Origin of the sequence: Flavobacterium gilvum, assembly GCF_001761465.1 — a bacterium.
GTDB lineage: Bacteria > Bacteroidota > Bacteroidia > Flavobacteriales > Flavobacteriaceae > Flavobacterium > Flavobacterium gilvum.
The window spans coordinates 1,644,293-1,669,894 of sequence record NZ_CP017479.1 but is presented as its reverse complement, the minus strand read 5'-3'; the positions used below and the strand labels follow the sequence as shown (position 1 = coordinate 1,669,894).

General features: G+C 33.2%; 23 protein-coding genes. 9 read left to right on the top strand and 14 right to left on the bottom strand.

What is annotated here, in order from left to right:
• Window positions 1-38: 38 nt before the first annotated feature.
• From EM308_RS06980 to EM308_RS06955, 6 genes are all read right to left on the bottom strand, one after another.
• Window positions 39-2,531, bottom strand: a complete 2,493-nt coding sequence (locus EM308_RS06980; protein ID WP_081907257.1) for a TlpA family protein disulfide reductase — start codon at window positions 2,529-2,531, stop codon at window positions 39-41.
• A 70-nt stretch (window positions 2,532-2,601) separates the two neighbouring features.
• Entirely contained in the window at window positions 2,602-4,476 is a 1,875-nt protein-coding gene (locus EM308_RS06975; RefSeq protein ID WP_051877761.1) for a TlpA disulfide reductase family protein, read from the bottom strand.
• A gap of 63 nt (window positions 4,477-4,539) precedes the next feature.
• The gene (locus EM308_RS06970; RefSeq protein ID WP_156101342.1) at window positions 4,540-5,898 is read right to left on the bottom strand and encodes a porin family protein; all 1,359 of its coding nucleotides are present in this window, start codon (window positions 5,896-5,898) and stop codon (window positions 4,540-4,542) included.
• A gap of 31 nt (window positions 5,899-5,929) precedes the next feature.
• Complete coding sequence (locus tag EM308_RS06965) at window positions 5,930-6,610, bottom strand: hypothetical protein (RefSeq protein ID WP_035636734.1); 681 nt, start codon at window positions 6,608-6,610, stop codon at window positions 5,930-5,932.
• Window positions 6,597-7,157, bottom strand: a complete 561-nt coding sequence (locus EM308_RS06960) for an RNA polymerase sigma factor (RefSeq protein ID WP_035636732.1) — start codon at window positions 7,155-7,157, stop codon at window positions 6,597-6,599. The genes EM308_RS06965 and EM308_RS06960 overlap by 14 nt, the downstream gene beginning before the upstream one ends.
• A gap of 144 nt (window positions 7,158-7,301) precedes the next feature.
• Window positions 7,302-8,279, bottom strand: a complete 978-nt coding sequence (locus tag EM308_RS06955) for a polyprenyl synthetase family protein (RefSeq protein WP_035636730.1) — start codon at window positions 8,277-8,279, stop codon at window positions 7,302-7,304.
• Between the two features lie 336 nt (window positions 8,280-8,615).
• Between EM308_RS06955 and EM308_RS06950 the strand changes: the two genes are divergently transcribed.
• Window positions 8,616-9,497, top strand: a complete 882-nt coding sequence (locus EM308_RS06950) for a hypothetical protein (RefSeq protein WP_035636728.1) — start codon at window positions 8,616-8,618, stop codon at window positions 9,495-9,497.
• Window positions 9,498-9,605: 108 nt separating this feature from the next.
• On the opposite strand, the gene rlmN is transcribed toward EM308_RS06950, so the two are convergent.
• The gene (rlmN, locus tag EM308_RS06945; protein WP_035636726.1) at window positions 9,606-10,649 is read right to left on the bottom strand and encodes a 23S rRNA (adenine(2503)-C(2))-methyltransferase RlmN; all 1,044 of its coding nucleotides are present in this window, start codon (window positions 10,647-10,649) and stop codon (window positions 9,606-9,608) included.
• 618 nt (window positions 10,650-11,267) lie between these two features.
• On the opposite strand from rlmN, the gene EM308_RS06940 reads away from it, so the two are divergent.
• From EM308_RS06940 to EM308_RS06910, 7 genes are all read left to right on the top strand, one after another.
• Window positions 11,268-11,831 carry a YceI family protein gene (locus tag EM308_RS06940; protein ID WP_035636725.1) on the top strand — a complete coding sequence of 188 codons (564 nt, stop codon included), beginning with the start codon at window positions 11,268-11,270 and terminating at the stop codon, window positions 11,829-11,831.
• Window positions 11,832-11,875: 44 nt separating this feature from the next.
• The gene (locus tag EM308_RS06935; RefSeq protein ID WP_035636722.1) at window positions 11,876-13,240 is read left to right on the top strand and encodes a hypothetical protein; all 1,365 of its coding nucleotides are present in this window, start codon (window positions 11,876-11,878) and stop codon (window positions 13,238-13,240) included.
• Between the two features lie 5 nt (window positions 13,241-13,245).
• Window positions 13,246-13,800: a YceI family protein gene (locus EM308_RS06930; RefSeq protein ID WP_070261806.1), complete on the top strand. Its 555-nt coding sequence runs from the start codon at window positions 13,246-13,248 to the stop codon at window positions 13,798-13,800.
• 820 nt (window positions 13,801-14,620) lie between these two features.
• The gene (locus tag EM308_RS06925) at window positions 14,621-15,184 is read left to right on the top strand and encodes a YceI family protein (RefSeq protein WP_035635446.1); all 564 of its coding nucleotides are present in this window, start codon (window positions 14,621-14,623) and stop codon (window positions 15,182-15,184) included.
• A 5-nt stretch (window positions 15,185-15,189) separates the two neighbouring features.
• On the top strand, window positions 15,190-16,620 hold the full coding sequence (locus EM308_RS06920) for a hypothetical protein (protein WP_035635443.1): 1,431 nt from the start codon (window positions 15,190-15,192) through the stop codon (window positions 16,618-16,620).
• A 3-nt stretch (window positions 16,621-16,623) separates the two neighbouring features.
• On the top strand, window positions 16,624-17,178 hold the full coding sequence (locus EM308_RS06915) for a hypothetical protein (RefSeq protein WP_035635440.1): 555 nt from the start codon (window positions 16,624-16,626) through the stop codon (window positions 17,176-17,178).
• 138 nt (window positions 17,179-17,316) lie between these two features.
• Window positions 17,317-17,958 carry an O-methyltransferase gene (locus EM308_RS06910; RefSeq protein ID WP_035635438.1) on the top strand — a complete coding sequence of 214 codons (642 nt, stop codon included), beginning with the start codon at window positions 17,317-17,319 and terminating at the stop codon, window positions 17,956-17,958.
• A gap of 141 nt (window positions 17,959-18,099) precedes the next feature.
• Here the strand turns inward: EM308_RS06910 and EM308_RS06905 are convergent, their stop codons facing one another.
• From EM308_RS06905 to EM308_RS06875, 7 genes are all read right to left on the bottom strand, one after another.
• Window positions 18,100-18,660, bottom strand: coding sequence for a phosphatase PAP2 family protein (locus EM308_RS06905; protein ID WP_035635436.1), 561 nt, complete (start codon window positions 18,658-18,660; stop codon window positions 18,100-18,102).
• On the bottom strand, window positions 18,660-19,058 hold the full coding sequence (locus EM308_RS06900; RefSeq protein WP_035635433.1) for a Sec-independent protein translocase subunit TatA/TatB: 399 nt from the start codon (window positions 19,056-19,058) through the stop codon (window positions 18,660-18,662). Before EM308_RS06900 ends, EM308_RS06905 begins: the two co-directional genes overlap by 1 nt.
• Before the next feature lie 156 nt (window positions 19,059-19,214).
• A complete protein-coding gene (locus EM308_RS06895; protein WP_035635431.1) occupies window positions 19,215-21,458 on the bottom strand; it encodes a M1 family metallopeptidase in 2,244 nt (747 codons plus the stop codon).
• A 66-nt stretch (window positions 21,459-21,524) separates the two neighbouring features.
• Window positions 21,525-22,028, bottom strand: coding sequence for a DUF6702 family protein (locus tag EM308_RS06890; protein ID WP_035635429.1), 504 nt, complete (start codon window positions 22,026-22,028; stop codon window positions 21,525-21,527).
• On the bottom strand, window positions 22,025-22,786 hold the full coding sequence (locus tag EM308_RS06885; protein WP_035635427.1) for a peptidase associated/transthyretin-like domain-containing protein: 762 nt from the start codon (window positions 22,784-22,786) through the stop codon (window positions 22,025-22,027). Before EM308_RS06885 ends, EM308_RS06890 begins: the two co-directional genes overlap by 4 nt.
• 239 nt (window positions 22,787-23,025) lie before the next feature.
• Window positions 23,026-23,748, bottom strand: a complete 723-nt coding sequence (locus EM308_RS06880; protein ID WP_070261805.1) for a carboxypeptidase-like regulatory domain-containing protein — start codon at window positions 23,746-23,748, stop codon at window positions 23,026-23,028.
• Between the two features lie 34 nt (window positions 23,749-23,782).
• Window positions 23,783-24,547 (bottom strand): carboxypeptidase-like regulatory domain-containing protein, encoded by a 765-nt coding sequence (locus EM308_RS06875; RefSeq protein WP_156101317.1) that lies wholly within the window; start codon window positions 24,545-24,547, stop codon window positions 23,783-23,785.
• A gap of 341 nt (window positions 24,548-24,888) precedes the next feature.
• Between EM308_RS06875 and pepE the strand changes: the two genes are divergently transcribed.
• Window positions 24,889-25,596 (top strand): dipeptidase PepE, encoded by a 708-nt coding sequence (gene pepE, locus EM308_RS06870; RefSeq protein WP_051877684.1) that lies wholly within the window; start codon window positions 24,889-24,891, stop codon window positions 25,594-25,596.
• Window positions 25,597-25,602: the final 6 nt, after the last annotated feature.

Genomic DNA, 25,602 nt, shown 5'->3' with positions numbered 1-25,602 from the left:
AGGGTTTTGAAAAATTTTCTAAGTTTTTTTTTGAAACATTATTTCAGTTGTTCCTCCAATATTTTCTTCAAAGTTTCATTTGCATTATGTTCCAAGTTTGGGTTTACAATTTCATTCTTTTTATTTACAAGCACATAATGTGGAATTCCTGAAATATTAAACTTCTGAGTTAAAAAGTTCCATTCATCTTGAGAAACCCTATAATGTTCTCCTTTTATATTTGGGATGATATTATTCCAAGTTTTTTCGGGAGAAGTTTGGTCTGTTATATACAAAAAAACCACATCCTCATTTTTCATTTCTTCTTTTAAAGACGCAATATTTTTTATTCCCAACATACAAGGACCGCACCATGTAGCCCAAAAATCGACATAGATCACTTTTCCTTTAAACTTGGAAATCATTGATTCAAAAATTTCATCACCTTCTGTTTCCTTGACTGCATTAACTGTAAAACCAGATTGTTTTTTATTGGCAGCTATCTTTGATATAACCCTATTGTTTTCGGAAACAATATAATTGGATAAAAAAGGATGCTTAATTTTTCCTTGAACCCATTTTAATCGATTGTCGGTATAAGGAGCAAAATTTTTTTCTATCCCCCCTGCGTTGTCTTGCAATGTAATAACATCATATACAAATGCTTCATTTATACCAAAAACTTCCTTTAGTTTACTGTTTAGCTCATTAAAATTTCTTTCATCTTCAAATTCTTGAATATTTGTATTGTACTTTTCATAATATGGCTCTTGCTTTTTACCATATTTATCAGTAAAATGTTTTTGAAGTTGCAACTCTACTTTTATCAATTCGGCCAATTTATAACTTGCTAGCAATTCCTTTTCTTCAGTAGTTAAAACAATACCTTGAGCCATTAATTCGCTTGCCAAATCGCCAACAACGGTCACCTCATTTTCCAACTTTTCTTTGTACAACTTATCATAAACCTCTTTGTGGTTTTTCTTGAAATCTTGAATTTTACTGTTATTCGCTTTAAGAAAATCATATGTTTTACGGTTTATTTCCTGTAATTCTCTAACATCCCCGGGACTAAACGGATTACCTTTAAAAATACTATTGGCACGGCTTAATCTATTTATAAAAAGATCATAATCTCTTGCTAGTACATCAGTTTCATCGTTTAAGATTGATTGGGTGATAAAATCATAGTAAGACTTATCCAATTTAAAAACTTGTTCTGATCGATTTTTGTTTTGGCTGACTTTTGAAGATTCATTTCTTTGAGCATCTTCTCGATTCATTTCATAGCTCAATATTTCCGTCAAAGCTCTAAATTCAATATCCAACTTTTTTATCTGAAATGCTTTCTGGCTTATCAATTGTTTTTGGACTAAGACTTTCAAAGCTTCTGTTTGTTTGTTTTTTATTGCCAAACAAGCTTCTTTAAAGTCTTTAGGACTCGTTTCTAAAATATTTTCTGTCAGTTTTCTGTAATCTTCGTAAGATTGTATTTTTTCCAATGCTTTTAAATCTGTGTTTACTCTGACACAATCGCCCATAAACAGCCCATTTTCATTATCTATAAGTTGGAAAATTTTTTTTCCAGGTTCAACAAAAACTGAAGTATAGGTTCCTGCATAATTCAATAATACAGATTGAGGATGGTTTATTGGGAACTTTACAGAAAAGCTACCATCATCTGCAATTTTGACCAAATAAGAATCTTGATTTCCTGTAAAAACGTTATTTACATATATTGTTCCTGTTTTTCTTCCTACTCTTGGTGTATATCCTTTGATTACTCCTGAATAGGTAGCCATGTCTGATTTAAAAATAGCACCTGATACATATGGTTTGTCATTGGCTAATTTATAGTTTGGGTTTTCAATTTTTGTTGTGCTGTAGCTCTGCATTTTAAGTTTATTGAAACCAAAGTTTGTCTGACCTTTTTTGACTATTTGAGCATACAAAGTTTTTTGGATTCCGTTACGCTCGAGAACTATTGTATATTCATTTTTGTCTTTTTTGACCGTTTTGTAATTCCAAATTGCTTTATCTACAATAGCATTTGAGGCATAAAACCCGTAATCCCATTGGTTGCTTCCATTAGTTTGAAACCAATTGCCACGCAATTCTTTTGGCATAAGAAATTCTCCTTCTTGTTCATTTATCACAATATCATAGACTGACCAACTCGCGCCTTCATTTGCCTCGCCAAAATCTATTTTGTTTATGGAACTGCCTAATTTTGGGAAGTACAATTGATAGTTGACCTCCCCGCTCTCTGGAATAATGTATTTTTCGCCCAATGGAATACCTTCGGTTTTAGAGACAAATTTTTTTTCACCGCCATTCACATCCTGGATATACGATTCTTTAGGAACCGAAATCCATTGCCCCGGTTGGTATTGAATATGGAAATGAAGTATAGTGGATTCTGCCGTGAATTCAATTTTAGTTAAACTCCCCGGAATAGTACTCAAACCATAATCTGGATTCTCTATTGATTTTTGTGAAAACACGCTATATGCTACTAATATCAGTAAGAGTAAAAAAAATGGTTGTTTCATGGTTGTTGGTTGTTAGAGTATAGCGGCTTTTCATTTATTAGTTAACTGATATTTTTACTCCTGTCTTTTTTCATTTAATTTGCTCGTCAATCAAAAGATCCATATTCCCATCCGAAAAACTATCTGATACAATATTTCCTTCTTTACCTATAATTATTTTTGTTGGGATTCCTTTAATTTGATATTTCTTACTCACTTCTTTTTCAAAATCGAATAACACATTGAAATCGTATTTCTTTTCAGTTATGAATTTAGAGGCAATTTGTACCGTTTCTGTAGGGATTGAGTTTTCTCCGGTATTAATGAACAGAAACTCAACAGGCTTACCTTTGTATTTTTCGACCATTTTTTGCATGTATGGAAAAGACACGCGACAAGGTCCGCACCAGGTTGCCCAAAAATCCAAAACAACAACTTTCCCTTTCAATTCCGACAATTGTACTTTTTTGCCTTCTAAATTAGTCAATGCAAAATCAATTCCTTTGAAATCTCCGTATTTTTTAGTGAAATCAATTTTTGATTTTTCTGATACTAATTTTACAGCTTCCCTTTTTATCTTAACAAATTCATTTTCGGGAATATTTAGTTTTTTATAAATTTCCTCTAATTGTTTCATCATCACTTTAGAGCCGAGCCCTGCTATCAATTCTTTTTCGAGATAATTTTTAGCAACTTCAGAACCTTGTGACTTTTCCAAGTAAACAGCATATTTTTCTTTTTCTGCTGGATACAAATCTCTTTTTTCTGCAATTTGATTCATCAAATCGACAGCTTCGTTATTTTTTCCAAGTTTAAATTTTATCTGAGCGTAGGTTGCTAAATTATTGGTTTTGTAATTATCAAAATCACTTTCGAGTTCGCCATACTTCAAGTTTTTAATTCTTTCATTGATAATGTCAATTGATTTCCTAGACAAATAAGTAGCATAATCAAGATTTTTAGATTCACTTGACAATTCTTTCCCAACCAAATTGCGAGCCACATTGTTATAAAAATTTGACAATTCGGCTTTGTTTGTATGCAACTTGCTATATGCTTCAAGTTTTGTGGTGTCGCTAACTCGTGCATAATGGTTTAAGATTTGAACGTAAGCGGAGTTCAACATTCTTTCGTCCAAATCCTTATTCGCTTCATTGGTATAATTTTTCTTGTAATCCTCTACAAATTTTATTAGTGCTTCTACTCCGAAACCTTCTTTTTCCCATTTTTCCGAAAAGGCATCACCAAATTTCTCTTTTGCATGCATTCCTTTCGGGTACTTAACTATAGCAAGCTCTTTTGTTTCTTTATATTTCTCTTTCATTTTAAGGCGACTGTATATTGAAATTGCATCTTCAAAACTACTTTCATCTCCTTTTTTGATTAATTTTTCGACACATTCCAATAGTAAAGGTTCTGCTTTTTTTGGATCACTATTATGGAGCAAAAACAAATAACGGGTATAGGTCTCATTGCTTTTTAGCTTTGGATTCAAATTAAAAAATGCTTCATAATCCGAAATCATTTTTTCGGCAGGAATATCCATTTTTAGCAGTTGTGCACTTTTGGACACCAATCCTAATCTTGAAAGTTCTATTTCCTGCTTGTTTTTTGACGACTTGCTTTTCAAGAAAACAGTATAGGCTTTGTTGTTGTTATTGTCAACCAATTTCATTTTTTTATCCAAAACAGAAGCCATAAAAAAAGCTGTCGAATCTGGTAATTTCATATTGAATTCATACTTATCTCCCACTTTATCCATTATAAATTTCATGTTTTTTGATGGAACATACGCGATCTGCACTATCACTTTTTCAGGAACAAGCAACTCTTTAGGAGGTTCGTAAACATAGGTGTTTTCTCGTCCTGATTTGAATTTTGAGTTTTTTAAATACAGTTTTCCGTCTTGCGAAAAAACAAAAGAACAGGTCAAAACACCAATGAGAAATAGTAAGATTTTTTTCATAATTACAATTTTATTGATTTTTAAAATGATAGCATTCTTTTTAAGTATATTCTATTCTCAACTTTAATTAAAATCAAAACGAAGTCCTAGCGAAACATTGTTTTGTTTCACCACATTGTCTTTGAACAACGGATTCAAATCGTATTTCAAATACAAACCAGTCGCTTTGTAACTTACATAAGTACTTAATCCATAAATAAAATCATTTACATTAAAAGAACCTTTCGTTATTTGTCTCACATCATTCCTCCCACTAACATCATCAAAACAAAGCTTTTGTTTCGACTTCACGTTAAAACCAAAATACCCTCCTACTCCCAATCTAAAGCTGTTATGCGATTTAAAATAAGTTTTATCATTTTTGATTTTTGGCTTTGTAAAATCAAACTCCAAATGCAATGGTGCTACAAAATTTACATTTCTAAAACGGGATTCTTCTAAATCAATTGGACTAACCACTAGATCCGTTTGATCACCATTTACTTCAAAAACACGATTATCCGTTGGTCGTAAATTATTATACATTAATGATAATCCATACTTAAAATGCAATAAGTTATAATTAGAAATAATTCTACTATTAAATGTAAGACCCCATTCGTAAAAGTGAGATTGCCAATATTTAAAATCTGAATTGGCGACTGCACCATCTGTTATAACATTATTAACACCTAAAGCAAATACCAACTGAGAAGAAGTCCTTCTGTTTTCCTTTCTATCTTTATCTTTTTGCCCATGATAGGCTTTCATTGCAGGGAAATCAATATTCGTTCTTGGGTCAATATCTCCAGTTTTAGTTTTTTGAGATATGTTATTCCCAAATAATGTCAAACTTAATCCATCATTCTCATATGGATTAGGCAAGAGGTTATCAATGTCATCCTGAACCAATTTATTCAAAGCTTCTTTTCTAACTTTTACTTTTTCTTCAATAGCTTTTGCTCTAGCATTTGCTAACTTCTGCTTCTGTTCTTCGGCTTGCGCTTTTGTAATTACACCTTCCATTAATTGCTTATCCACAGCTTCAATTTCAATTTTTAACGAATCTTTTTCCTCACGGACATCACTTTTAATTCCAATCGAAATTTGAGTCGCCCTATCTACAAAACTTTTTGCCCACAACTCAGGAAATTTCTTTCTTAATTCTTTTATATTTTCATTATCTCTCTCTTTTATATTTGCTATCTTCTTCTTTTCCAAAACTATTTTCTGCTCTTTGAATTCTTGCTTAAAAATAATCCCTTCTCTACGTTGAATTTTTAACTTATTTATTCCTTCCGCAAATGTTTTTTCTTCCTCTAGCCTTATTTGATGGTATTTAGCAGAATATTTTGCTGAAGCTTGATCAAAGGTTTCTTGCGCAGTTATTCTATTCACAAAAAGACATAGCAATAGCACTAAGTAAACAGTAAAGTTTCTCATAATTATTTGTTTTAAAATGTAATTGATGATTTTATTCTTTGTTTTTATTAACAACTGCTTCTTTTACAGCCTTAAAATTATCCACTATTTTAGTAAATACTTTTTGACGGAAAGTCGGCTCCAAATCGTTATCAACTTGCAATAACAAATAATTCGCATCGACGTGCACTTCTGAATCTGAATAAGACTTATTGTCTATCCTTGCCGATTTATCCAATCTGGCGAACAGTTCATCAACAGTAACGGTGTTGGTTTCTGATTGAATTGATTCTGATTTTTCTATTTGATTATTGACTGAAACTACTTCTTGATTTTGACTCGAACTATCTTTAGCTATTATTATTTCTTTTTCTAATTCTGGTACACCATAGGCTTTTCCTGTATTTTTTGAGGCAAAGACAGCTGTTGCATTTTCTATATTGTTTGAATTTGTAATTAAAGGTTCTTCATTGTTTTTTTTCTCAATTCTTTTTTGAATGACCACTTCATTTTTCTCTATTACAATTGCATTCTCTTTTTGATTGAAATAAATAGTTCCAATCAATAAAAATCCAATCAAACTTGCCGCGATATACATCCAATGAAATTTAGTTTTTGGTTTTTCGGATACAGTAAGCATTGCATCCAATTTTGTCCAAGAGTTTTCAGATGGACTAATTTCCCGTGAATTCAGCTGTTCTTTGAATTCCTTTTCCCATTTATTCAGTTCCATTATTGTAAATTTTTAACTTATTAATCTGCTCTTGCAACATTTTTCGAGCATGCGACAATTGCGATTTCGATGTCCCTTCACTTATCCCTAGCATCGTTGCTATTTCTTGATGCTTATATCCTTCGATTGCATATAAATTGAAAATCAATCGATAACCATCTGGCAAGCTGTCAATCAAAAATTGAATATCTTCTAAAGAAAATTGACTTTCACTATTATTGAAACTTTCTTCAAAATAGGTTTCATCCTCGATATACTTTAATTTTTTTTCGACTCGAATAAAAGAGATGCATTCATTGACCATAATCCTTCGAATCCAACCTTCAAAACTACCCTTGTGTTCAAATTTTTTTAAATTAACAAACACTTTCATAAAAGCAGTAATCATTACATCTTCGGCCAGGTGAATGTCTTTTATATATTGTCGACAAACACTTAGCATTTTTGGAGAGAACTGATTGAATAGTTTTTGCTGCGCCTGCCTATCGTTTTTGACAGCCAAACTAATAAGTTCGATTTCTCTTTGATTTAAATTGATTACTTTCAAATTTTTAAAGTGTTTCTATTATCATAGACGATTCTTGAGGTAAAAAGGTTGCCTTAACTTTAAAAAATAATCAAAATTTATAGTTCGGAAACTGGGAAGTCAATAAAATCAAGTGGTAAGAAAAGATAATAATTTTAAAAAAAATTACTTCTTTCTTTCGATAACGTAGTTCACCATCAAAATAAGCGCCGCTTTATAGTCGGATTCTGGGTAATGGTTCAGTAATTGAAGTGCTTCTTGCTGAAATTCCACCATTTTATTTTCGGCGTAAGCCAATCCATTATTGTTTTTTACAAAAGCAATAACCTCTTTGACTCTTTTTTTGTCTTTATTATGGTTTTTTATCGAATTGATGAGCCAGCTTTTTTCTTTGTCGGTACAATTATTAAGGACATGAATTAAAGGCAAAGTCATTTTTTGTTCTTTGATATCGATTCCGGTAGGTTTTCCAATTGCTTCTTCGGAATAATCGAATAAATCGTCTTTAATCTGAAAAGCCATCCCGATGAGTTCACCAAATTTTCTCATCTTTTCTACCTCTACTTCGTCTTCCACAACCGATCTTGCACCAAGGGCACAACAAGCGGCGATAAGAGTAGCGGTCTTTTTTCGGATAATATCATAATAAACATCCTCCGTAATGTCGAGTCTTCGGGCTTTTTCTATTTGGAGTAATTCCCCTTCGCTCATTTCTCTAACTGCTACCGAAATGATTTTTAACAAATCAAAATCACCATGATCAATAGATAGCAACAAACCTTTGGACAACAAATAATCTCCTACCAAAACGGCGATTTTGTTTTTCCAAAGCGCATTAATCGAGAAAAAACCTCTACGGCGATTACTGTCGTCCACCACGTCGTCATGAACCAATGTTGCAGTATGAATTAATTCAATAACGCAGGCACCTCTATACGTTCTTTCGTTTACTTCACCTTTAGACACCATTTTTGCCATCAGAAAAACAAACATCGGTCTCATTTGTTTGCCTTTTCTATTGACGATATAATAGGTGATACGGTTTAAAAGCGCCACTTTGGAAGACATAGATTCGTAGAACTTTTTTTCAAAAAGTTCCATCTCGTAAACTATTGGCTGCTTTATTTGTGTAGTAATGTTCATTTAGATGCCAAATATACTATTTTAAATAAAAATACGTTTATCAATATATGCAACTATGATTAAATTACCGTAAAATTTTAAAAAACGGCAATTTGTATCTTTAATTCTTTTATGCAATATAAACATTCTTATAAAAAGATTCTAAGTATGATTATAACTTTATAAAAATAGTGTTTTACAGTTTACTCCCTAACTAAAACGCAAACATTTCGAGTCAATATGTTTAAAGGCTTGATTTGAAATTATCAAGATTACCCCTTTGTTGCCCCCTGTAGTTTTTAAATAATTTTTTTAATAAATATCCATTTTAAAAGTAACCCTAAAACCTATCAAATTATGAAAACAAAGTTTTTTTTGATTGCTTCTTTCATTGTGATTCTCTTTTTTATCAGTTGTAATTCTACAGACAATACTACTACTGATACAGCAGCTCTTACTACAGCAAACAGCCAGATACTTGCCGACTCCAGAATTGATGCTTCTATTAATGACGTTTCTAATATTGCTGAAGACCAATTTTCATTAAAACAAACCAGTACTGCCAGAGGAACCGAAGCCACTCACAGTAGCTTTTTGCCTGCCTGTGCCGTTACTGCTTGGACCTACACCAACGGAACCTTTACCGGTTCAATTGATTTTGGTACTGAAGGATGTACACTTCAAAACGGAAATGTGCTGAAAGGAAAAATCACTCTTTCCTTTTCTGGTAATTTCATGACACCCGAAAAAACAATCACCTATAGCTTTGATAATTTTTATCATAACGGAATCAAAATCCAAGGTAGTAAAACAATTATCAAAACCATTAAAACTACTGATTTGTACACCCCAATACATCCTGTATTTACACAAAGTATTGATTTGACCATAACTTTTGAAAACGGAACCGTTTACACCAGAACAGGAACCCAAACAAAAGAAATGATAAGCGGTGACACCAATCATGACGGTGATGACGATGACGATTGGGAAGGCAGAGTTTTCCTTGTAACAGGAAATCATACCACAACTCTTTCTACCGGTGGCTCTTGGTCTTGCACTATTAAAACTCCGTTGCGCTATGAAATGGCGTGCAAAAGAGCAATCCCTGTTTCCGGTACTGTTTTAAAAGTCAATAACGGCGTCGAAACATTAATCGATTATGGAACTGGCCAATGCGACAATCTTGCAACTGTAACAACTAATGGCGTTACGACAACAATAGAATTAAAAAAATAAAATATTTCTCTCTTAAACCATTAAGATATTAAGCTTCATTAAGGCTAAAAAAAACTTAATTTTCTTAATATCTTAATGGTAAAAAAAATTCTTTTTTTTAGTTACTGATCAAGCCTCTTTATTGGCCAATTGTCCGCAGGCGGCATCAATGTCTTTACCTCGACTTCTTCGTACCTTCACTACAATTCCAGTATTTTCAAGCGCTTTTATATAAGCATTTATCGATTCTTCCGAAGCTTGTTGAAACTCTCCGTCGTCTATTGGGTTATATTCAATCAGATTTACTTTGCAGGGAACATATTTGCAAAATTTAACCAGCGCATCTATCGATGCCTTATCATCATTAATTCCTTTCCAGACTACATATTCGTAGGAAACTTTGCTTTTTGTTTTTCGGTACCAATATTCCAACGCTTCGCGCAATTCGACCAAAGGAAAATTTTGACTGAAAGGCATTATACGAGAACGAATACTGTCTATTGCAGAATGTAAAGAAACCGCCAGTTTGAATTTCACTTCATCATCAGCCATTTTTTTTATCATCTTTGGGATTCCCGAAGTCGAAACCGTAATGCGTTTTGGAGACATCCCCAAACCTTCATCAGAAGTTATCATTCCGATGGCTTTCATCACATTATTATAATTCATGAGTGGCTCACCCATTCCCATAAAAACAATGTTAGACAAAGGATGGTTATAATACAATCGACTTTCCTTATCAATAGAAATAACCTGATCATAAATTTCTGCAGGTTCCAAGTTACGCATTCGCTTCAAACGAGCAGTTGCGCAAAAATTACAGTCCAAACTACATCCCACCTGACTCGAAACACAAGCGGTTGTACGGGTTTGGGTAGGAATCAAGACACTCTCGACCACCAATCCATCATGAAGCCTAACCGCATTCTTTACGGTTCCGTCTTCACTTCGCTGCATAGTATCAACTTTGATATGATTAATCACAAAATGATCTTCCAGCATGGCGCGAGTATTTTTGGCAACATTAGTCATATCATCAAAACTGTGCGCCCCTTTACTCCATAACCATTCATAAACCTGATTACCACGGAAAGCTTTATCTCCGTTGTTTATAAAAAAGTCCCTCAATTGGTCTTTGGATAATGCCCGTATGTCTTTTTTCTCAATTTGCATGGGGCAAATTTAATGACAATTTGTCGAATTGTACTTTGTATAAGAAAATTTTAAACAAATGAAATACAAAAACGACTTCATTTCTATCTTTTCCCTGGTTTGCACTAAATCATAAAGTACCCCAAAGTTTTATTCTGAAAACTTCGCTTTGTTATCCAAAAATAGTCACGGGAGGAATCAACAATGTTAAAATTACACACATCCTGATTAGCCAAGAAAACTTTGGAAGAAATTTAATACACGCAAAAGTTAAAATTAAAAAAAAAGTTAAAAAAAAATACCAAATTATTTTTTTAACAAAAGACATTTTTGTCTTTTATATTAACAACCAAAAAAATACTCAAAGTCTCACATAATCAGATAAATAAAAAATTCAACCTCTTAAACCTCTTTTTGCAACCAGCTTAAAGAAAACGATATAGTTAAAAACCAAACCCTTTTTTTGATTAAACTACAATTTTCACGCTTCATTATACATGATTTTTATCATATTCCTATTTTGATTTCCATTCTAATTTTGTCTCAGTTAAGATTAGTAAAAGGCTTTAACCAAAAATTAACAAAATCATTTTACCAAGATTAACATCGAAACAAAAATTAATTTTTTAAAAAAAAGTTATGAAATCAAAAATTAAAACAATTATCGCCTTATTGGTATTAGTAGTATCAGTATCAGTAAATGCACAGAAGGCATACAATTTAGACGACAAAACGAGCTTCAGTGTAAATGGCACATCGACAATGCACGACTGGGAAATGAAATCGGCTTCAAAAACTGGTACCGCAAACTTAACAGTAACCAATTCAAAATTGGTAGACATCAACAGTATCGATATCACTCTTCCTGCAGAAAGCATCAAAAGCGAGAAAAAAAGCATGGACAAAGTAGCATACGAAACTTTGAAAACAGACAAATTCAAAAACATAAAATATGTTTTAAAAGATGCTGAAAAAGTAAATGAAACAACTTGGAATCTTACAGGAACTTATACAATCGCAGGTGTTTCAAAAGTATTCAAAACACAAGTTAAATCTACAGTAGCCGCAAACGGAACTGTAACATTACAAGGATCAAACAAAATAACCTTTACTGAATTTGGCATGAAATCACCAACTGCCATGTTTGGAGCCATCAAAACTGGCGAAGACTTAACCATCAAATTCAATTTGAATTTTAATTAAACACCAAAATAAATTTAATATTTAACCAATTTAATACAATAAAAATGAGAAGAATATATCTCTTAGCAGCCGGGCTATTATCAATGGCCGCTGCAAATGCACAAGTAACATTTGGAAACATGCAAAATCAAATTTCCAGAGGTAAAGACGGAATCAACGTTTTTGACGTACAAAAAGATGATAAAGAATTCAAGGGACTTAGCGTTGAAGTAGGTGGCGCATTCGCAATGCAATTTCAGGCATTCAACTCTTTCAATGATCAGGCAAGTTCTGGAACAGTAGGTGGTAAAGCATATTCTGGTTATAGATTAACCAATTTGGAAAACCAATTCAATCTACCTGCAGCAAACATGGTTATCGGTGCTCAGTTGGCTGATGGGGTTCGAGTAAACCTAGACTTATATCTTGCTGCAAGACACCACAATGAAACATGGGTTAAAGGTGGATACTTACAAATCGACAAGTTAGACTTCATCAAAAAAGACTTCTTGGCTGATGTAATGAAATATACTACCATCAAAATTGGTCAAATGGAGAACAACTATGGTGATGCTCACTTCAGAAGAACTGATAACGGACAAGCGTTATTAAATCCTTTCATTGAAGGTAACATCATGGACTCTTTCCAAACTGATATGGGAATGGAAGTATACTATAACAGAAACGGATGGGTTAGCATGTTAGGAGTTACTAACGGTAAATTGAACCAATCTGTACAGGAAACAGACCCTAACGTTTCTCCAACTATCTTGGCTAAATTTGGATATGACAAACAACTAAACAAAGATTTGAGAGTTAGACTTACAGGATCATACAATCACAATGCCAACATGAGTTCAAACCCTTGGTCTTCTGACAGAGGTGGTTCTCGTTACTATGGTGTAATGGCTCACAATGCATATACATTTGGTGGACAACCAGTAGCTGGAAATGCGTTAGTAGCAGGAACTCAAGGTGAATCAACTTTTACTACAGGAAGATACCAACCTGGTTATTCTCAATATTACACAGCTTTTATGTTTAACCCATTTGTAAAATACAAAGGATTGGAATTCTTTGGTACTATTGAAACAACTACAGGTGGAGCAAGCAAAACAGACCGTTCGCAATCTAAAAGCGTTAACCAATTCGTAGGAGATGTAGTTTACAGATTCGGACAAACTGAGCAATTCTATTTAGGAGCTCGTTACGGAACTGTTACTGGAGAATTAGAAACTAAAGATGTTAACGCAAGCATCAACAGATTGGAAACTTCTGCTGGTTGGTTTATGACTAAAAACATTTTGGCAAAACTTGCTTATGTTGACCAAACATACAAAGACTTCTCTCAAGTATCTGCTGGAGTATTAAATGATAACTACGGAGGACAATTCAAAGGATTAATGTTTGAAGCTGTAATTGCTTTCTAATATAAATGAATCAAAGATTTTCTTTAATGATTTTGGGTTTAGTACTTCTCTTTACATTGGGAAGTGCTAAACCCATTTCTTCATTAATTGACCCAAACACCATCATCATTGACAAACTTGAAATCGAAATTTTAGGAAATTCAACAATTGGCAAATACAGTTGTTCCAATTCCCTTGCTTATAGAGACACTATTTATTTAAATTCAAACGTAAAAAATAGTTTGAAATCGGAAATTTCAATGAGCAATTTTGATTGTGGTAACAGAATTATGGACAAAGACCTTAAAACAACAGTTAAGGCAACAAAATTCCCAAAAAGCACGGTAACCATTACCAATATCAAACCTTTTGGGACAAATTACAAATGCAGTTTAAACTTTAGAATAACAGATAAAACGCTGTCCTATCAAAATATGGTTCTAAAGAACAATAAAGAATCTCTTGAAGGAAGCGTGGCAGTCACTTTTTCTGAAATAGCATTAGAACCACCAACCAAGATGGGAGGCATCATAAAGGTAAAAGATGATTTCGTAATTCATTTCACCCTTCATAAGCAATAAATTTACCTTGTTTATAAATTTCTTCAATACTTAATTAAGGCCAAATGGGTTTTGATTAAGTTTTTTTTTGCATATCACTGTAAAAGCTTCTTCCTTTAAACTCAGAATCCGTATTAGACACAAACTAAATCCTTTTCTTTGAGGGATGCTTACAGCTTGACAATATTGGATTAAATTCAAAAATCCATTCCGCTTTCTACAATCAAAAAATAAAATTTTACGCTTTTAATTATTCTTTTTTAAAAGAAAAAAAACATTAAAGAAACCCTAACAATAACACAACCTTTTCTTTAAAAAAGCCTCCATAAAAAACACATTTTTGTTAAAACAATAGAAAACAAGCAACTAAATTAACCGAATGCTTTTTTTTTTAAAATTTGTTTTACTAAATTTGTTTTAACACAAGCCCGAAAACATAGTTCCAGAATCGATTAAACACAATGAAATCTGATTACAAAAAAGAATTTTAATTTTTTTTTCAAAAAAAAGAACTAAGTAAGATTATGTCGCGAAGCCCCAAAAATCAAGCATAATTAAGTTTTAATACACAATAAACAATTTACGGCACTATTATTTTTATTTTATTTTTAAATAAGTAAAATATTATTTTCAATAAAAAATCGTTAAAGCTGATATTCAGACAAAAAAAGATTATTAAAAAATATTTTTGTTGTTTTAACAAGATTTTTATTATATTTACAATAATCATCAGTTCATACATTATTGCCCCAAGCTAATTTTAAGTTTTAAAGACCAATCGATTAAAAAAATAAAACTCTTATTTCGAGCAGAATTACTAACTAATCTATACAAAAAAGTCATGAAAACAATTATCAAAAAAATTACCACAGCATTGGCGTTATTCGCACTTGTACTATCAGCAAATGCGCAAAAAGACTACACATTAGACGCTAAATCAAATTTTTCGGTGGCAGGCACTTCAACACTGCATGATTGGACAATGAAATCAGCGTCTGGTACCGGTAAAGCAAATTTGACGGTTGCTAATGGAAAGTTGACAGAAATTACCAGTATTGATATTACCCTTCCCGCTGAAACAATAAAAAGCGAGAAAAAAAACATGGACAAAGTTGCTTATGAAGCTTTGAAAACAAAAGAAAACAAAAACATCAAATATGTTTTAAAATCTGCAGAAAAAGTGAATGAAACGACTTGGAACTTAACTGGTACTTTTACTATCGCCGGCGCATCAAAAGTATTGAAAACACAGGTAAAAACAGCTGTTGCCAATAACGTTGTCAATCTGCAGGGATCAAATAAAATAACATTCAAAGAGTTTGGTATGAAATCCCCAACTGCAATGTTGGGCACAATAAAAACAGGAGAAGATTTAACAGTAAAATTCAACATTAACTTTAAATAAAAGCCATGAAAAAATCGATTTTTATAATAGCCGGAATCCTTTCTCTAACATACGCTGATGCTCAGGTATCTTTTGGAAAGATGCAAAACATGATTCCAAGAAGCAAAGAAGGATTAAATGTCTTTGACGTTAAAAAAGATGATGTGCCATTTGATGGATTAAGTGTCGATGTAGGAGGTGCTTTTGCCATGCAATTTCAAGGATTAAATTCTTTTAATGACCAAAAAGAAGGTGCATATACCCTACCTAATGGAGCAACTATCTACGGAGCCGCCGGAACAACTGGATACAGACTAAACAATCTGGGAAATAATTTCAACTTACCAGCTGCCAACTTTACATTAGGCGCGCAGTTGGCTGATGGAGTACGCGTTAATTTGGATATTTATCTTTCTTCAAGACACCATAATGAAACATGGGTAAAAGGAGGTTATTTGCAAATTGACAAATTAGACTTCATCAAAAAAGGTTTCATGGAAGACATCATGAAATACACCACCATCAAAATTGGACAGATGGAGAACAACTATGGTGACTCACACTTTAGAAGAACCGACAATGGTAATGCACTTTTGAATCCATTCATCGAAGCCAACATCATGGATTCTTTTGAAACAGAAATGGGAATGGAAGTGTATTATAACAGAGATGGTTTGGTTAGTATGGTTGGTATCACCAATGGAAAACTAAACCAAGGAGTAGCTGAATTCGTACCATCTGCTGCAACTCCAACGGCTCCGGATCCAAACACAACAGTGAGTCCAACTATTTTGGCTAAATTGGGTTATGACAAGCAATTAAATCAAGATTTAAGGGTGAGAATCACTGGGTCATACAACCACAACGCCAACATGAGTGCAAACCCATGGGGCTCGGATAGAGCGGGTAGCCGCTATTTTGGTGTAATGTCACACCAAGCTTACACCTATGATTCCAACGGAAATGCTCCTGGCGGTGACAATGTTCAAGCAAACAACTTTGACCCAGCTGCAAACGCAACCACAGGTAGATTCAGTCCAGGATACGCCAACTGGTACACCGCATTTATGATTAATCCTTTTATCAAATACAAAGGACTTGAATTCTTTGGAACCTTAGAATTCACAAGCGGTGGGGATAAAAAAGGTACTGATGACTCTCGAAGCGTAGATCAATATGCTGCTGATTTAGTTTACAGATTTGGTCCTACTAATCAATTCTATGTGGGAGCAAGATACAATATCGTTTCGGGCGAACTTTCTGGAGCACCACAAAAAGTTGACGTAGAACGTTTCGAAACTAGTGCAGGTTGGTTCATGACCAAAAACATTATTGCTAAATTAGCCTATACAAACCAAAACTATTCCAAATACAGCCAATTTAGCGGAAATAGTTTAAATGACTTATATGGCGGTAGTTTCAACGGACTTATGTTTGAGGCAGCCATCACTTTCTAATTTATGAAACAAAAAGTAGCACTTATAGTTATGGGCTTGGCATTTTCCTTTTTACTGGGAAATGCTAAGCCCATTTCAACAATAATAAACCCCAATACTATCATTATTGACCGACTGGAAATCGAAATTCTTGGAAATTCAACCGTCGGAAAATACAATTGCGCAAACTCCCTCTCGTACAGGGATACTATTTTTTTGGATTCAAATACCAGAAACAGTTTGAAATCAGAAATTTCGATGACTAATTTTGAGTGTGGAAACAGAATCATGAACAAAGACCTTAAAACAACAGTTAAGGCAACAAAATTCCCAAAAAGCACAGTAACCATCAGTAATATAAAACCTTTTGGAACCAATTATAAATGCAGCTTGAATTTTCGCATAACCGACAAAACGCTATCCTATCAAAATCTAACGCTGAAAAACAATAAAGAATCGCTAGACGGAACTGTAGCAGTAAAATTTTCGGATATTGCGCTTGAACCACCAACAAAAATGGGAGGTATCATAAAAGTAAAAGATGAATTTGTGATTCATTTCGTGCTATTCAAATTATAAATATGTCCTTGGCCCGATTCCCTAATTTTAATTTTAAATAAAGTCTGTCAGTATTCAGTGCTAACATAAATCAAACAATACTTCCTTTTTTTTAAAAGTTAAATGAATAACTTTGTGGCAAATTTTAAGAAGTCACAAATGCATTTCATTTCCCAAGATTTAGAAGATTATATTGAACAACATTCTGAAAAAGAACCAGAATTACTAGCGGCATTAAACAAGGAAACCTATCAAAAAATTTTGTTACCAAGAATGCTCAGCGGTCATTTTCAGGGACGTGTTTTGAGTATGTTGTCCAAATTGATACGCCCTGTAAATATTTTAGAAATTGGGACTTATACAGGCTATTCAGCTTTGTGTTTGTGCGAAGGAATGCAGGAAAACGGACAATTGCACACCATTGACATCAAGGAAGAATTGGTAGATTTTCAGCGCAAATATTTTGATAAATCACCATGGGGCAAACAAATTGTGCAACATCTTGGAGAAGCCATTGACATTATTCCTAATCTTGAATTAAAATTTGATTTGGTTTTCATAGATGCTGATAAAGAAAATTATTTGAATTATTTCGAAATTATTCTTCCCAAAATGAATAAAGGTGGCATTATTTTATCCGATAATGTACTTTGGAGTGGCAAGGTACTCGAACCTATAAACCCTAAAGACATTAGCACCCAAATTTTGGTAGAATACAACAAGCTTCTTAAAAACGACCCAAGAGTAGAAACGGTTTTACTCCCCATTCGCGATGGTTTGACTGTAAGTAGGGTTCTTTAAGATTTTAGATTGAGGATTAACGATTTTTGATTTCAGATTTGATGTTACGAAATATTAGATTGTCTATTTTACGATGTTTATTACATCTGAAATCAAAAATCGTTAATCAAAAATCGTTAATCAAAAATCAGCAATCTTTTCTTAAATCTTTCCTGTTTTTTTCGCCCACTGATACCCTTTGTACACAAAAAATCCCATCATAAATCCGAAAAAATACCCACAAAGAATGTCTAATGGATAATGCAAGCCTAAATAAATTCGGCTATAAGCAAAAATTAGAGGCCAAAGAAACAGTAATCCTAAATATTTGAACTGTCTTTTAAAAATAAGGTACAAGAAAGTAGCTACTGCCATAGTATTGGCAGCATGCCCAGAGAAAAAACTAAATGAATTTCGAACTTGAACAACCCTGATAATAGAGTTGATTTCTGGATTATTACAAGGCCTAACCCTTTGCACGGTATATTTAAAAACATTGGTGATTTGATCTGTTGTCAACACCAAAAAAGCAACAAAAAGCAACAAATAACCCGTTTGTTTAATCCCTATTTTTTTATAAATAAAATATAATAACAATAAAAAAAACGGAATCCAATTAACTTGTTTGGTTACAATAAGCCAAAAACCATCATAGGTGTCTGAACCTAAACCATTAAGATAAATAAATAGCTGAGTATCTAGAGATAGTAACTTTTCTAGCATTACATTTGTCTCTTAATAGGTCCGGAAATATCATCTAAAACGCTAGTCCCATCGGGATTTGTAGTACCGCTTAAGACGCTGTCTTTTGTTTTATTAACTTCAGTATTGAACGTATCGGTAATTCCATTTAATGTACCAGAAGTGTCTCCCAAAAGATTATTCTTTACCTTGTCGATTTCAGAATTAATACCACCTGTTAAATCATCCAAAGTTTTTTGATCAAAACCATTTGCTTCTGCTCCTTTCTGTATTTCGCTTTTGATATCGTTGGTTGCGTTTTTAAGCTGTGCCATCGCTTTACCCATAGTTCTTGCAATTTCTGGTACTTTATCAGATCCGAAAAGCATCAATACGATAAACATGATAAAAACTAATTCACCGCCTCCTATTCCAAACATAATTTCTGTGATTTAATGGGCAAAGATATTAAAATTAAAAACTTTGTGATTAAAAAAAAGTCATAAAAAAAGATGCTGAACAACTAAGACTCAAAGGCTTTTTTCTCCCTTTAAAATCTTAGCAACTCAGCATCTTAATAACTTAGCACCTTTTGGTTAATCAAACTTTGATTTCGTTTCTACTTTTGGCCAAGTATTGTTAGTTACATCAATATCTGCGGTTTCAAGTTTTGGATCGATTTGAATTTGCTTAATGGCTTTTGTAGTAGCGTATACTTTCTTTGCCGTTTCATTATTTTGTCTCCAAATTTGAGCTGGATATTTATAATTATCCATTGTTCCGTCTTCATACGTAATCTGAACAATTATAGGCATTGGCATTCCACCCGGTTTATTGAATTCTACTTCATAAAAGTATTTTGGTTTTTTCAAGGAAGCCTTATCTTCTGCAGTAAGCTTTAAGTTTACATATTCCGAAAGTGAACTCACTTCTTCAATTTGTAACGGTTTTTTCGAAGCAGGATTCAATTCTGGATTATCTCCAGCAACTAAATATACAAAAGGTCCTTTTTCTACTCCAAAACGTCCTTTTTTTACTTTAGCATCTTTTAGTGCTGCGGTTGGATTTTCAGTTACAAAATATTGTTTTACATCATTAATACCAATATCCACAAAGTCTGTAGAGTAAAACCAACCTCTAAAAAACCAATCCAAATCGACTGCTGAAGCATCCTCCATCGTTCTGAAAAAATCTTCAGGAGTAGGGTGCTTGAATTTCCATCTATCAGCATAAATTTTGAAGGCATAATCAAACAACTCACGCCCCATAATTGTTTCTCTAAGAATATTAAGACCTGTAGCTGGTTTTCCATAAGCATTATTTCCAAACTGAATTATATTTTCGGAATTGGACATAATTGGTTCCAAAAATTTTTGGTCACCACTCATATACGGAACGATATTCTTTGCAGGACCTCGCCTAGAAGGAAAGTTTGGACTTAACTCCTGCTCTGCCATATATTCCATAAACGAATTTAATCCTTCGTCCATCCAAGTCCATTGTCGCTCATCAGAATTCACAATCATCGGAAAAAAGTTATGTCCAACCTCGTGAATCACCACTCCTATCATTCCGTTTTTAATTTGTTCGCTTGTTACTCCATTCTCATCGGGACGACCAAAATTCCAGCAAATCATAGGATACTCCATTCCCTGATCTTCAGCTGAAACAGAAACCGCTTTTGGATAAGGATAATCAAAAGTGTGCGAAGAATAACTTTTTATCGTGTGAGCAACAGTCTTTGTTGATGTTTCTCCCCAAAGCGGATTGGCCTCTTTTGGATAAACCGATTCTGCCATGACAACTTTCCCAGCCAATTGAACCGCCATAGCATCATAAATAAATTTTCTCGAAGTGGCTATTCCAAAATCTCTAACATTCTTAGCACTGAATTTCCATGTTTTCTTTTTATCAGAAAATCCTTTTTCGGCAGCTTCTGCTTCAGACTGAGTTACGATAACTACCGGTTTATCAAATGATTTTTGAGCCAATTGATATCTTTTTACTTGTTCTGGGGTAAACACTTCGGCTCTGTTCATCAATTCACCTGTAGCATCCACAACGTGATCTGCAGGAACCGTGATATTTACATCAAAATTCCCAAACGGTAATGCAAATTCTCCACCACCCCAAAATTGCATGTTTTGCCAGCCTTCGACATCATTATAAACCGCCATTCTTGGATAAAACTGAGCAATAACATACAACTTGTTTCCGTCTTTTTCGAATAATTCATAACCGGAACGACCTCCATCCTGCTGATAATTATTGATATTATACCACCATTTTATTGAAAAAGACATAGTGGTTCCGGGCTTCATTGGCGTAGCCAAATTAATTCGCATCATCGTTTGATTGATGGTATAAGACAACGGATTTCCTTTTACATCTTTTACATATTCAATTTTAAAACCACGATCCAATCCCGCTTTCAAATACTCATTTGCAAATTTATTCACAGACAAAACAGTCTCTATTTTTTCATTTTCTGCCAATGGTGTCTGAGAGTTTTTGGCAGCTTGGTTTTGGTCCAACTGCACCCATAAATACTCTAAATTATCTGGTGAATTGTTATAATACGTAATCGTTTCAGAACCGCTTAATTTTGCATTTTTATCATCCAGTTCCACATCAATTTTATAGTCTGCCTGTTGCTGATAGTATGCAGGACCTGGAGCTCCAGCCGCTGTACGAAACATATTGGGAGTTGCCAATAAATCATACATTTGGCTAAATTTATTGGTATCATATTTCCCTGGTTGCTTTACAGTTGGGGTAACTGCTTTTTCTTGTGCCAATAAAATGGTTGGAATAATAAATAAGAGTAACGTTTTTCTCATGAATAAGTGTTCAAAATTATTTTAGGCGGTGAAAATAACAATTTTAAACATAATTGTTCTTTTCCGTCAATATTTTAACACTTCTCTCATTGAAGTCTCTGTAAAAAGCAAACTTTTTTTAGTTCCAAATACTGTTACATGAACAATATTTTGCTGTTCACTAAAACAATCTATCAAAACAGAATTAGAAATTTCAAGGGAATTAATTTTGGAAATATCCTTCACATTCGAATAACATATCAATACATCAGCATCCATTTCTTTGCTTAAGAAATTCATAGTTTTTGATTGTCCGTTTACTTTAATGGAGAAATTTTCTACGAGGTATTTTTTTAAAAGCTCGACTGATCCTAATGTTTCTTTATCTGAACCAATAAAAAACTTTTTGTTGTATTTTTTTTCTAATGCTTTATTGAGATCATCAACAAATATTCGTGAAGTAACCTGAAGCATCTTTTTTTCGGGCGAATAATTAATCTGGTAAATACCCATATAAAATTTATGCACACCAAAACTGCTCAATGAAACCGAAAGAAACAATAAAAGAGCAAAAACTAATCTTTTTTTCATTTTTCAAAAGTAGCAATATTTCTGAACTCATTATTTTTTGTAATCAAAAAATCCATGATTTCAAATTCCTGACTTGAAGTATTTACAAAGGTTTTAGATTTTGGGTCGTTTTCACAAAATAACAAAAAGAGCCCAACCTGATCATCTTTCAACTTTAATTTATCGGTAAAAAAAGAATAATTGAGATGATTCATAGCAACTGTAGTAAAGCCAACATCCGAAACCAAATCTGCTTTATCTGGATTGTTTTTAAGTAAATTTTTGAAAACCATATTAAACACACGAATACAATCCATATTGTTGGGATCGCCTGTGCCTGTCGGCATCATTAAAATATTATCTGGAGAAGACTGTAAATCATCATAATATTGAGTGTCAACAATTCTTTGAGTATTCCCAAATTCAGGATGAGGACCATGTTTGGCATACACCAACACTGACAACAACTGATTGGCCACAGCATCCAATTTCAATCTAAAAAAAGAAGAATTAACATCCGTTTGCGAAAGCACTATTTTTTTGGTCTTAAATCCTAAACTGGAAAAAACCAAAGTATCATTTACCTTAGCCAAAATACTAAAATACCCTTTGTTACTTATAAGAGCTCCCGTTTTTGCATTTATATTGAAAACCAAACCATTTTCTACAGCTGTTGAATCATTCACAACTATTCCGTGCAATGCTTTTCGCACCAAGACCTGACCGAAGCTAAGCTGGCAGCCCAAAAACAAAATCAAAATTCCTGTTATTATTTTCATTTTGTATTCAAATAAAGATTATCATTTTTAAAAAACATTTCGGTTTCCATGGAACACCAAAATTGTCTATTAAATTTACAACTTTATTTCTATCCTAATGATAAATCTTGATGTTATTTTTGTTATAATTTTCATTAAAAAAACTGATTTACAATATATTGAAGAAAAAACAATACTTCAATCACCTTTATTCGGAAGAATCTTCAAAATGTAGTTTTAACACAACCGAATAATGGATTTTATTCTTCGCCCAATCGCTTTTGATTATATGTTGTGGCTAAATTTGTCATCAAAAACATGGTTGTTGTTTTATTCTTTAAACCCAAAGACTCAACAAACTCATTGTCTTCTACACAATAATATTGAAATCCTTTAATGAGTTCTTCAGGGATTTTCAGAGTATTGGTATAATATTTATTCCCAAAAAGATATTCGAGTTTTTTTAGCAATAACTCTTTCTTTTCGACTTCGAGATTCATTTTGAGTAAACTTCTTTCGCCAGAAAGTATGCTATACGTTCCATCAACAATTCCTTTACTGGAATACAATCTTCGTTCCTGTGGTGTAAGTTTGATTTGTCCCTTTGGAATTATTCCAAGGCTTTCGGCATTAATGCTTCCATATTTATTGATAACCACCTCATCCAATTCCACTGCTTTAGCTGTCATGTTTACCTCCATTACACCAGAATTGTATTCAAATTTGTACACATATTTTCGGAGGTATTTATAATCAATCCCTGAGAAATCCAATATATCACCGGATTTTGCCTGAATCGAAAAACAGCCATTTTTATCAGTAACAGCAATCATTTTATTGGAACAATTAACAACACTAATTCCTTCCAATTGTGCTATATCGGATAGTACTGTTCCCGTTATGATTTTTTCTACATTTGTTTGTGCGGTCATTAATTGACTTTGTCCCAACAAAACAAACAGTACTAATAAACTATTTTTCACAAGAAATAAAATTTATAAGATTTTAGAATTAAGACTAATTGAGATTACTTTCCCTGTTTTTATTAAAACTGTCTGCCATACCAACAATTAAAAACATACTCATCGTTTTATTCTTTTCGTTCAACGACCTAACGAAATCCTGATCTTCTATACAATAATATTGGAATCCCTTGATGAAATCCTCGGGTATTTTCAGTGTTTCGATATAATATTTGTCTTCAAATAAGCCTTCTAGTTTAGCCATCAAGAATTCTTTTTTCTCGACACTCAATTCTTTTTTGAGCATTTTGGTTCTACCGTTTATGGCATTCAAAACGGGATCGAAAGGCATTCCGCCAACCAAAATTTTAAATAAATCTTTTAGTTTAAAATCGCCCGCCGTATAAAGCCGTCTTTCAGCTGGCGTTAATTTTACTTTAGATGTTGGAATCCCAAGACTCTCGGCACTGATTCCATGGTAATCTTTAATGACTACCTCATCCAACTGAATACTTTTTGGTGTTAAATCAACAATAACAGTCCCCATCCTGAATTCTTGAACTTTCACATATTTTCTTAAATCCTCATAATCTACCGCTGAAAAATTCAAGATATCACCCTCTTTCGCAAGAATCGAAAAAGAACCGTAGGAATCAGACACGGCTGATGCTTTGGTTGAAGTGTTCATAATATTGATTCCTTCAACGGGAATTCCATTCGAACTCACCTGACCTTTTATCCATTTTTCGGTTCCTGATTGTGCAACAACCAACTGTGTTAAAAAAAAGAAAAGAAATAATAAAGTAAAATTCTTCCTCACACTCAATTTTTTAATTAATTAAAATGACAATCCGTTAATAATACCAATCCAAAATTTAGTTTGATTCTTAAAAAACAAAAGTTTTTTTCTCTTATAACCATTAAGAGATTAAGATTCATTAAGACTAAAACTTAATTTTCTTAATCTCTTAATGGTAAAAAAACACAATCCTTTTTTTGTTAGATTAGCATACTGTACCATTTATAAAATGTAAAAGTATCCCAATACCATCCAAATTAATTACTAATTAGTTGGTAAAACTTTGTTAATTAAAACCTTTGTTCGACCCGTTAAAAAATTTTCATTTTATACCTTTACGCCGAATTTTACACAAAACAAAAATGAAAAACTGCATTATAGCCAGTACTTCGACTTTGCACGAAGGTGAATATCTGGAATATTTATTGCCCGAATTGCAATTGCATTTTAAGGATTGTAAAACCATTTTATTTATTCCTTTTGCAAGACCAAGCGGCATTTCTCACGACGAATACACCTCCAAAGTTGCTACGGCTTTCGCCAAAATAAACATAAGCGTAAAAGGGGTTCACGAATTTGAAAATCCAAAAGAAGCCGTACAAAAAGCCGAAGGTATTTTTACCGGCGGAGGCAACACCTTTTTGCTCGTTACTCAATTGTACAAAAAAGACTTGATGACCATTCTTGCCAATGTTGTAAAAAATGGAACTCCATATCTTGGAACCAGCGCAGGAAGCAACATTTGCGGATTGACCATGCAAACGACCAACGATATGCCTATTATTTACCCTCCGAGCTTTCAAACTTTAGGGTTGATACCGTTTAATTTGAATCCGCATTATCTCGATCCGGATTTACAATCCAAACACATGGGAGAAACTAGAGAAACGAGAATTAAAGAATTTCACGCCTTTAATTCGTTGCCAGTTTTAGGATTACGAGAAGGAAGCTGGCTGGATGTAAAAGGAGAAAAAATTACACTCAAAGGAAATCTTCAGGCGCGCCTTTTTAGACAAAATCAATTGCCGGAAGAACTCGAAACCGGAAGCGATTTGAGTTTTTTGAATTAGATTCTA

Coding starts and splice junctions, on each gene's coding strand:
- EM308_RS06925 (WP_035635446.1), top strand. CDS start 14,621: ATGAAAACAATTATCAAAAAAATTACCACAGCATTGGCGTTATTCGCA.
- EM308_RS06915 (WP_035635440.1), top strand. CDS start 16,624: ATGAAACAAAAAGTAGCACTTATAGTTATGGGCTTGGCATTTTCCTTT.
- pepE (WP_051877684.1), top strand. CDS start 24,889: ATGAAAAACTGCATTATAGCCAGTACTTCGACTTTGCACGAAGGTGAA.
- EM308_RS06930 (WP_070261806.1), top strand. CDS start 13,246: ATGAATCAAAGATTTTCTTTAATGATTTTGGGTTTAGTACTTCTCTTT.
- EM308_RS06935 (WP_035636722.1), top strand. CDS start 11,876: ATGAGAAGAATATATCTCTTAGCAGCCGGGCTATTATCAATGGCCGCT.
- EM308_RS06920 (WP_035635443.1), top strand. CDS start 15,190: ATGAAAAAATCGATTTTTATAATAGCCGGAATCCTTTCTCTAACATAC.
- EM308_RS06980 (WP_081907257.1), bottom strand. CDS start 2,531: ATGAAACAACCATTTTTTTTACTCTTACTGATATTAGTAGCATATAGC.
- EM308_RS06900 (WP_035635433.1), bottom strand. CDS start 19,058: ATGTTTGGAATAGGAGGCGGTGAATTAGTTTTTATCATGTTTATCGTA.
- EM308_RS06965 (WP_035636734.1), bottom strand. CDS start 6,610: ATGGAACTGAATAAATGGGAAAAGGAATTCAAAGAACAGCTGAATTCA.
- EM308_RS06975 (WP_051877761.1), bottom strand. CDS start 4,476: ATGAAAAAAATCTTACTATTTCTCATTGGTGTTTTGACCTGTTCTTTT.
- EM308_RS06940 (WP_035636725.1), top strand. CDS start 11,268: ATGAAATCAAAAATTAAAACAATTATCGCCTTATTGGTATTAGTAGTA.
- EM308_RS06885 (WP_035635427.1), bottom strand. CDS start 22,786: ATGAAAATAATAACAGGAATTTTGATTTTGTTTTTGGGCTGCCAGCTT.
- EM308_RS06970 (WP_156101342.1), bottom strand. CDS start 5,898: ATGAGAAACTTTACTGTTTACTTAGTGCTATTGCTATGTCTTTTTGTG.
- rlmN (WP_035636726.1), bottom strand. CDS start 10,649: ATGCAAATTGAGAAAAAAGACATACGGGCATTATCCAAAGACCAATTG.
- EM308_RS06910 (WP_035635438.1), top strand. CDS start 17,317: ATGCATTTCATTTCCCAAGATTTAGAAGATTATATTGAACAACATTCT.
- EM308_RS06890 (WP_035635429.1), bottom strand. CDS start 22,028: ATGAAAAAAAGATTAGTTTTTGCTCTTTTATTGTTTCTTTCGGTTTCA.
- EM308_RS06955 (WP_035636730.1), bottom strand. CDS start 8,279: ATGAACATTACTACACAAATAAAGCAGCCAATAGTTTACGAGATGGAA.
- EM308_RS06905 (WP_035635436.1), bottom strand. CDS start 18,660: ATGCTAGAAAAGTTACTATCTCTAGATACTCAGCTATTTATTTATCTT.
- EM308_RS06950 (WP_035636728.1), top strand. CDS start 8,616: ATGAAAACAAAGTTTTTTTTGATTGCTTCTTTCATTGTGATTCTCTTT.
- EM308_RS06895 (WP_035635431.1), bottom strand. CDS start 21,458: ATGAGAAAAACGTTACTCTTATTTATTATTCCAACCATTTTATTGGCA.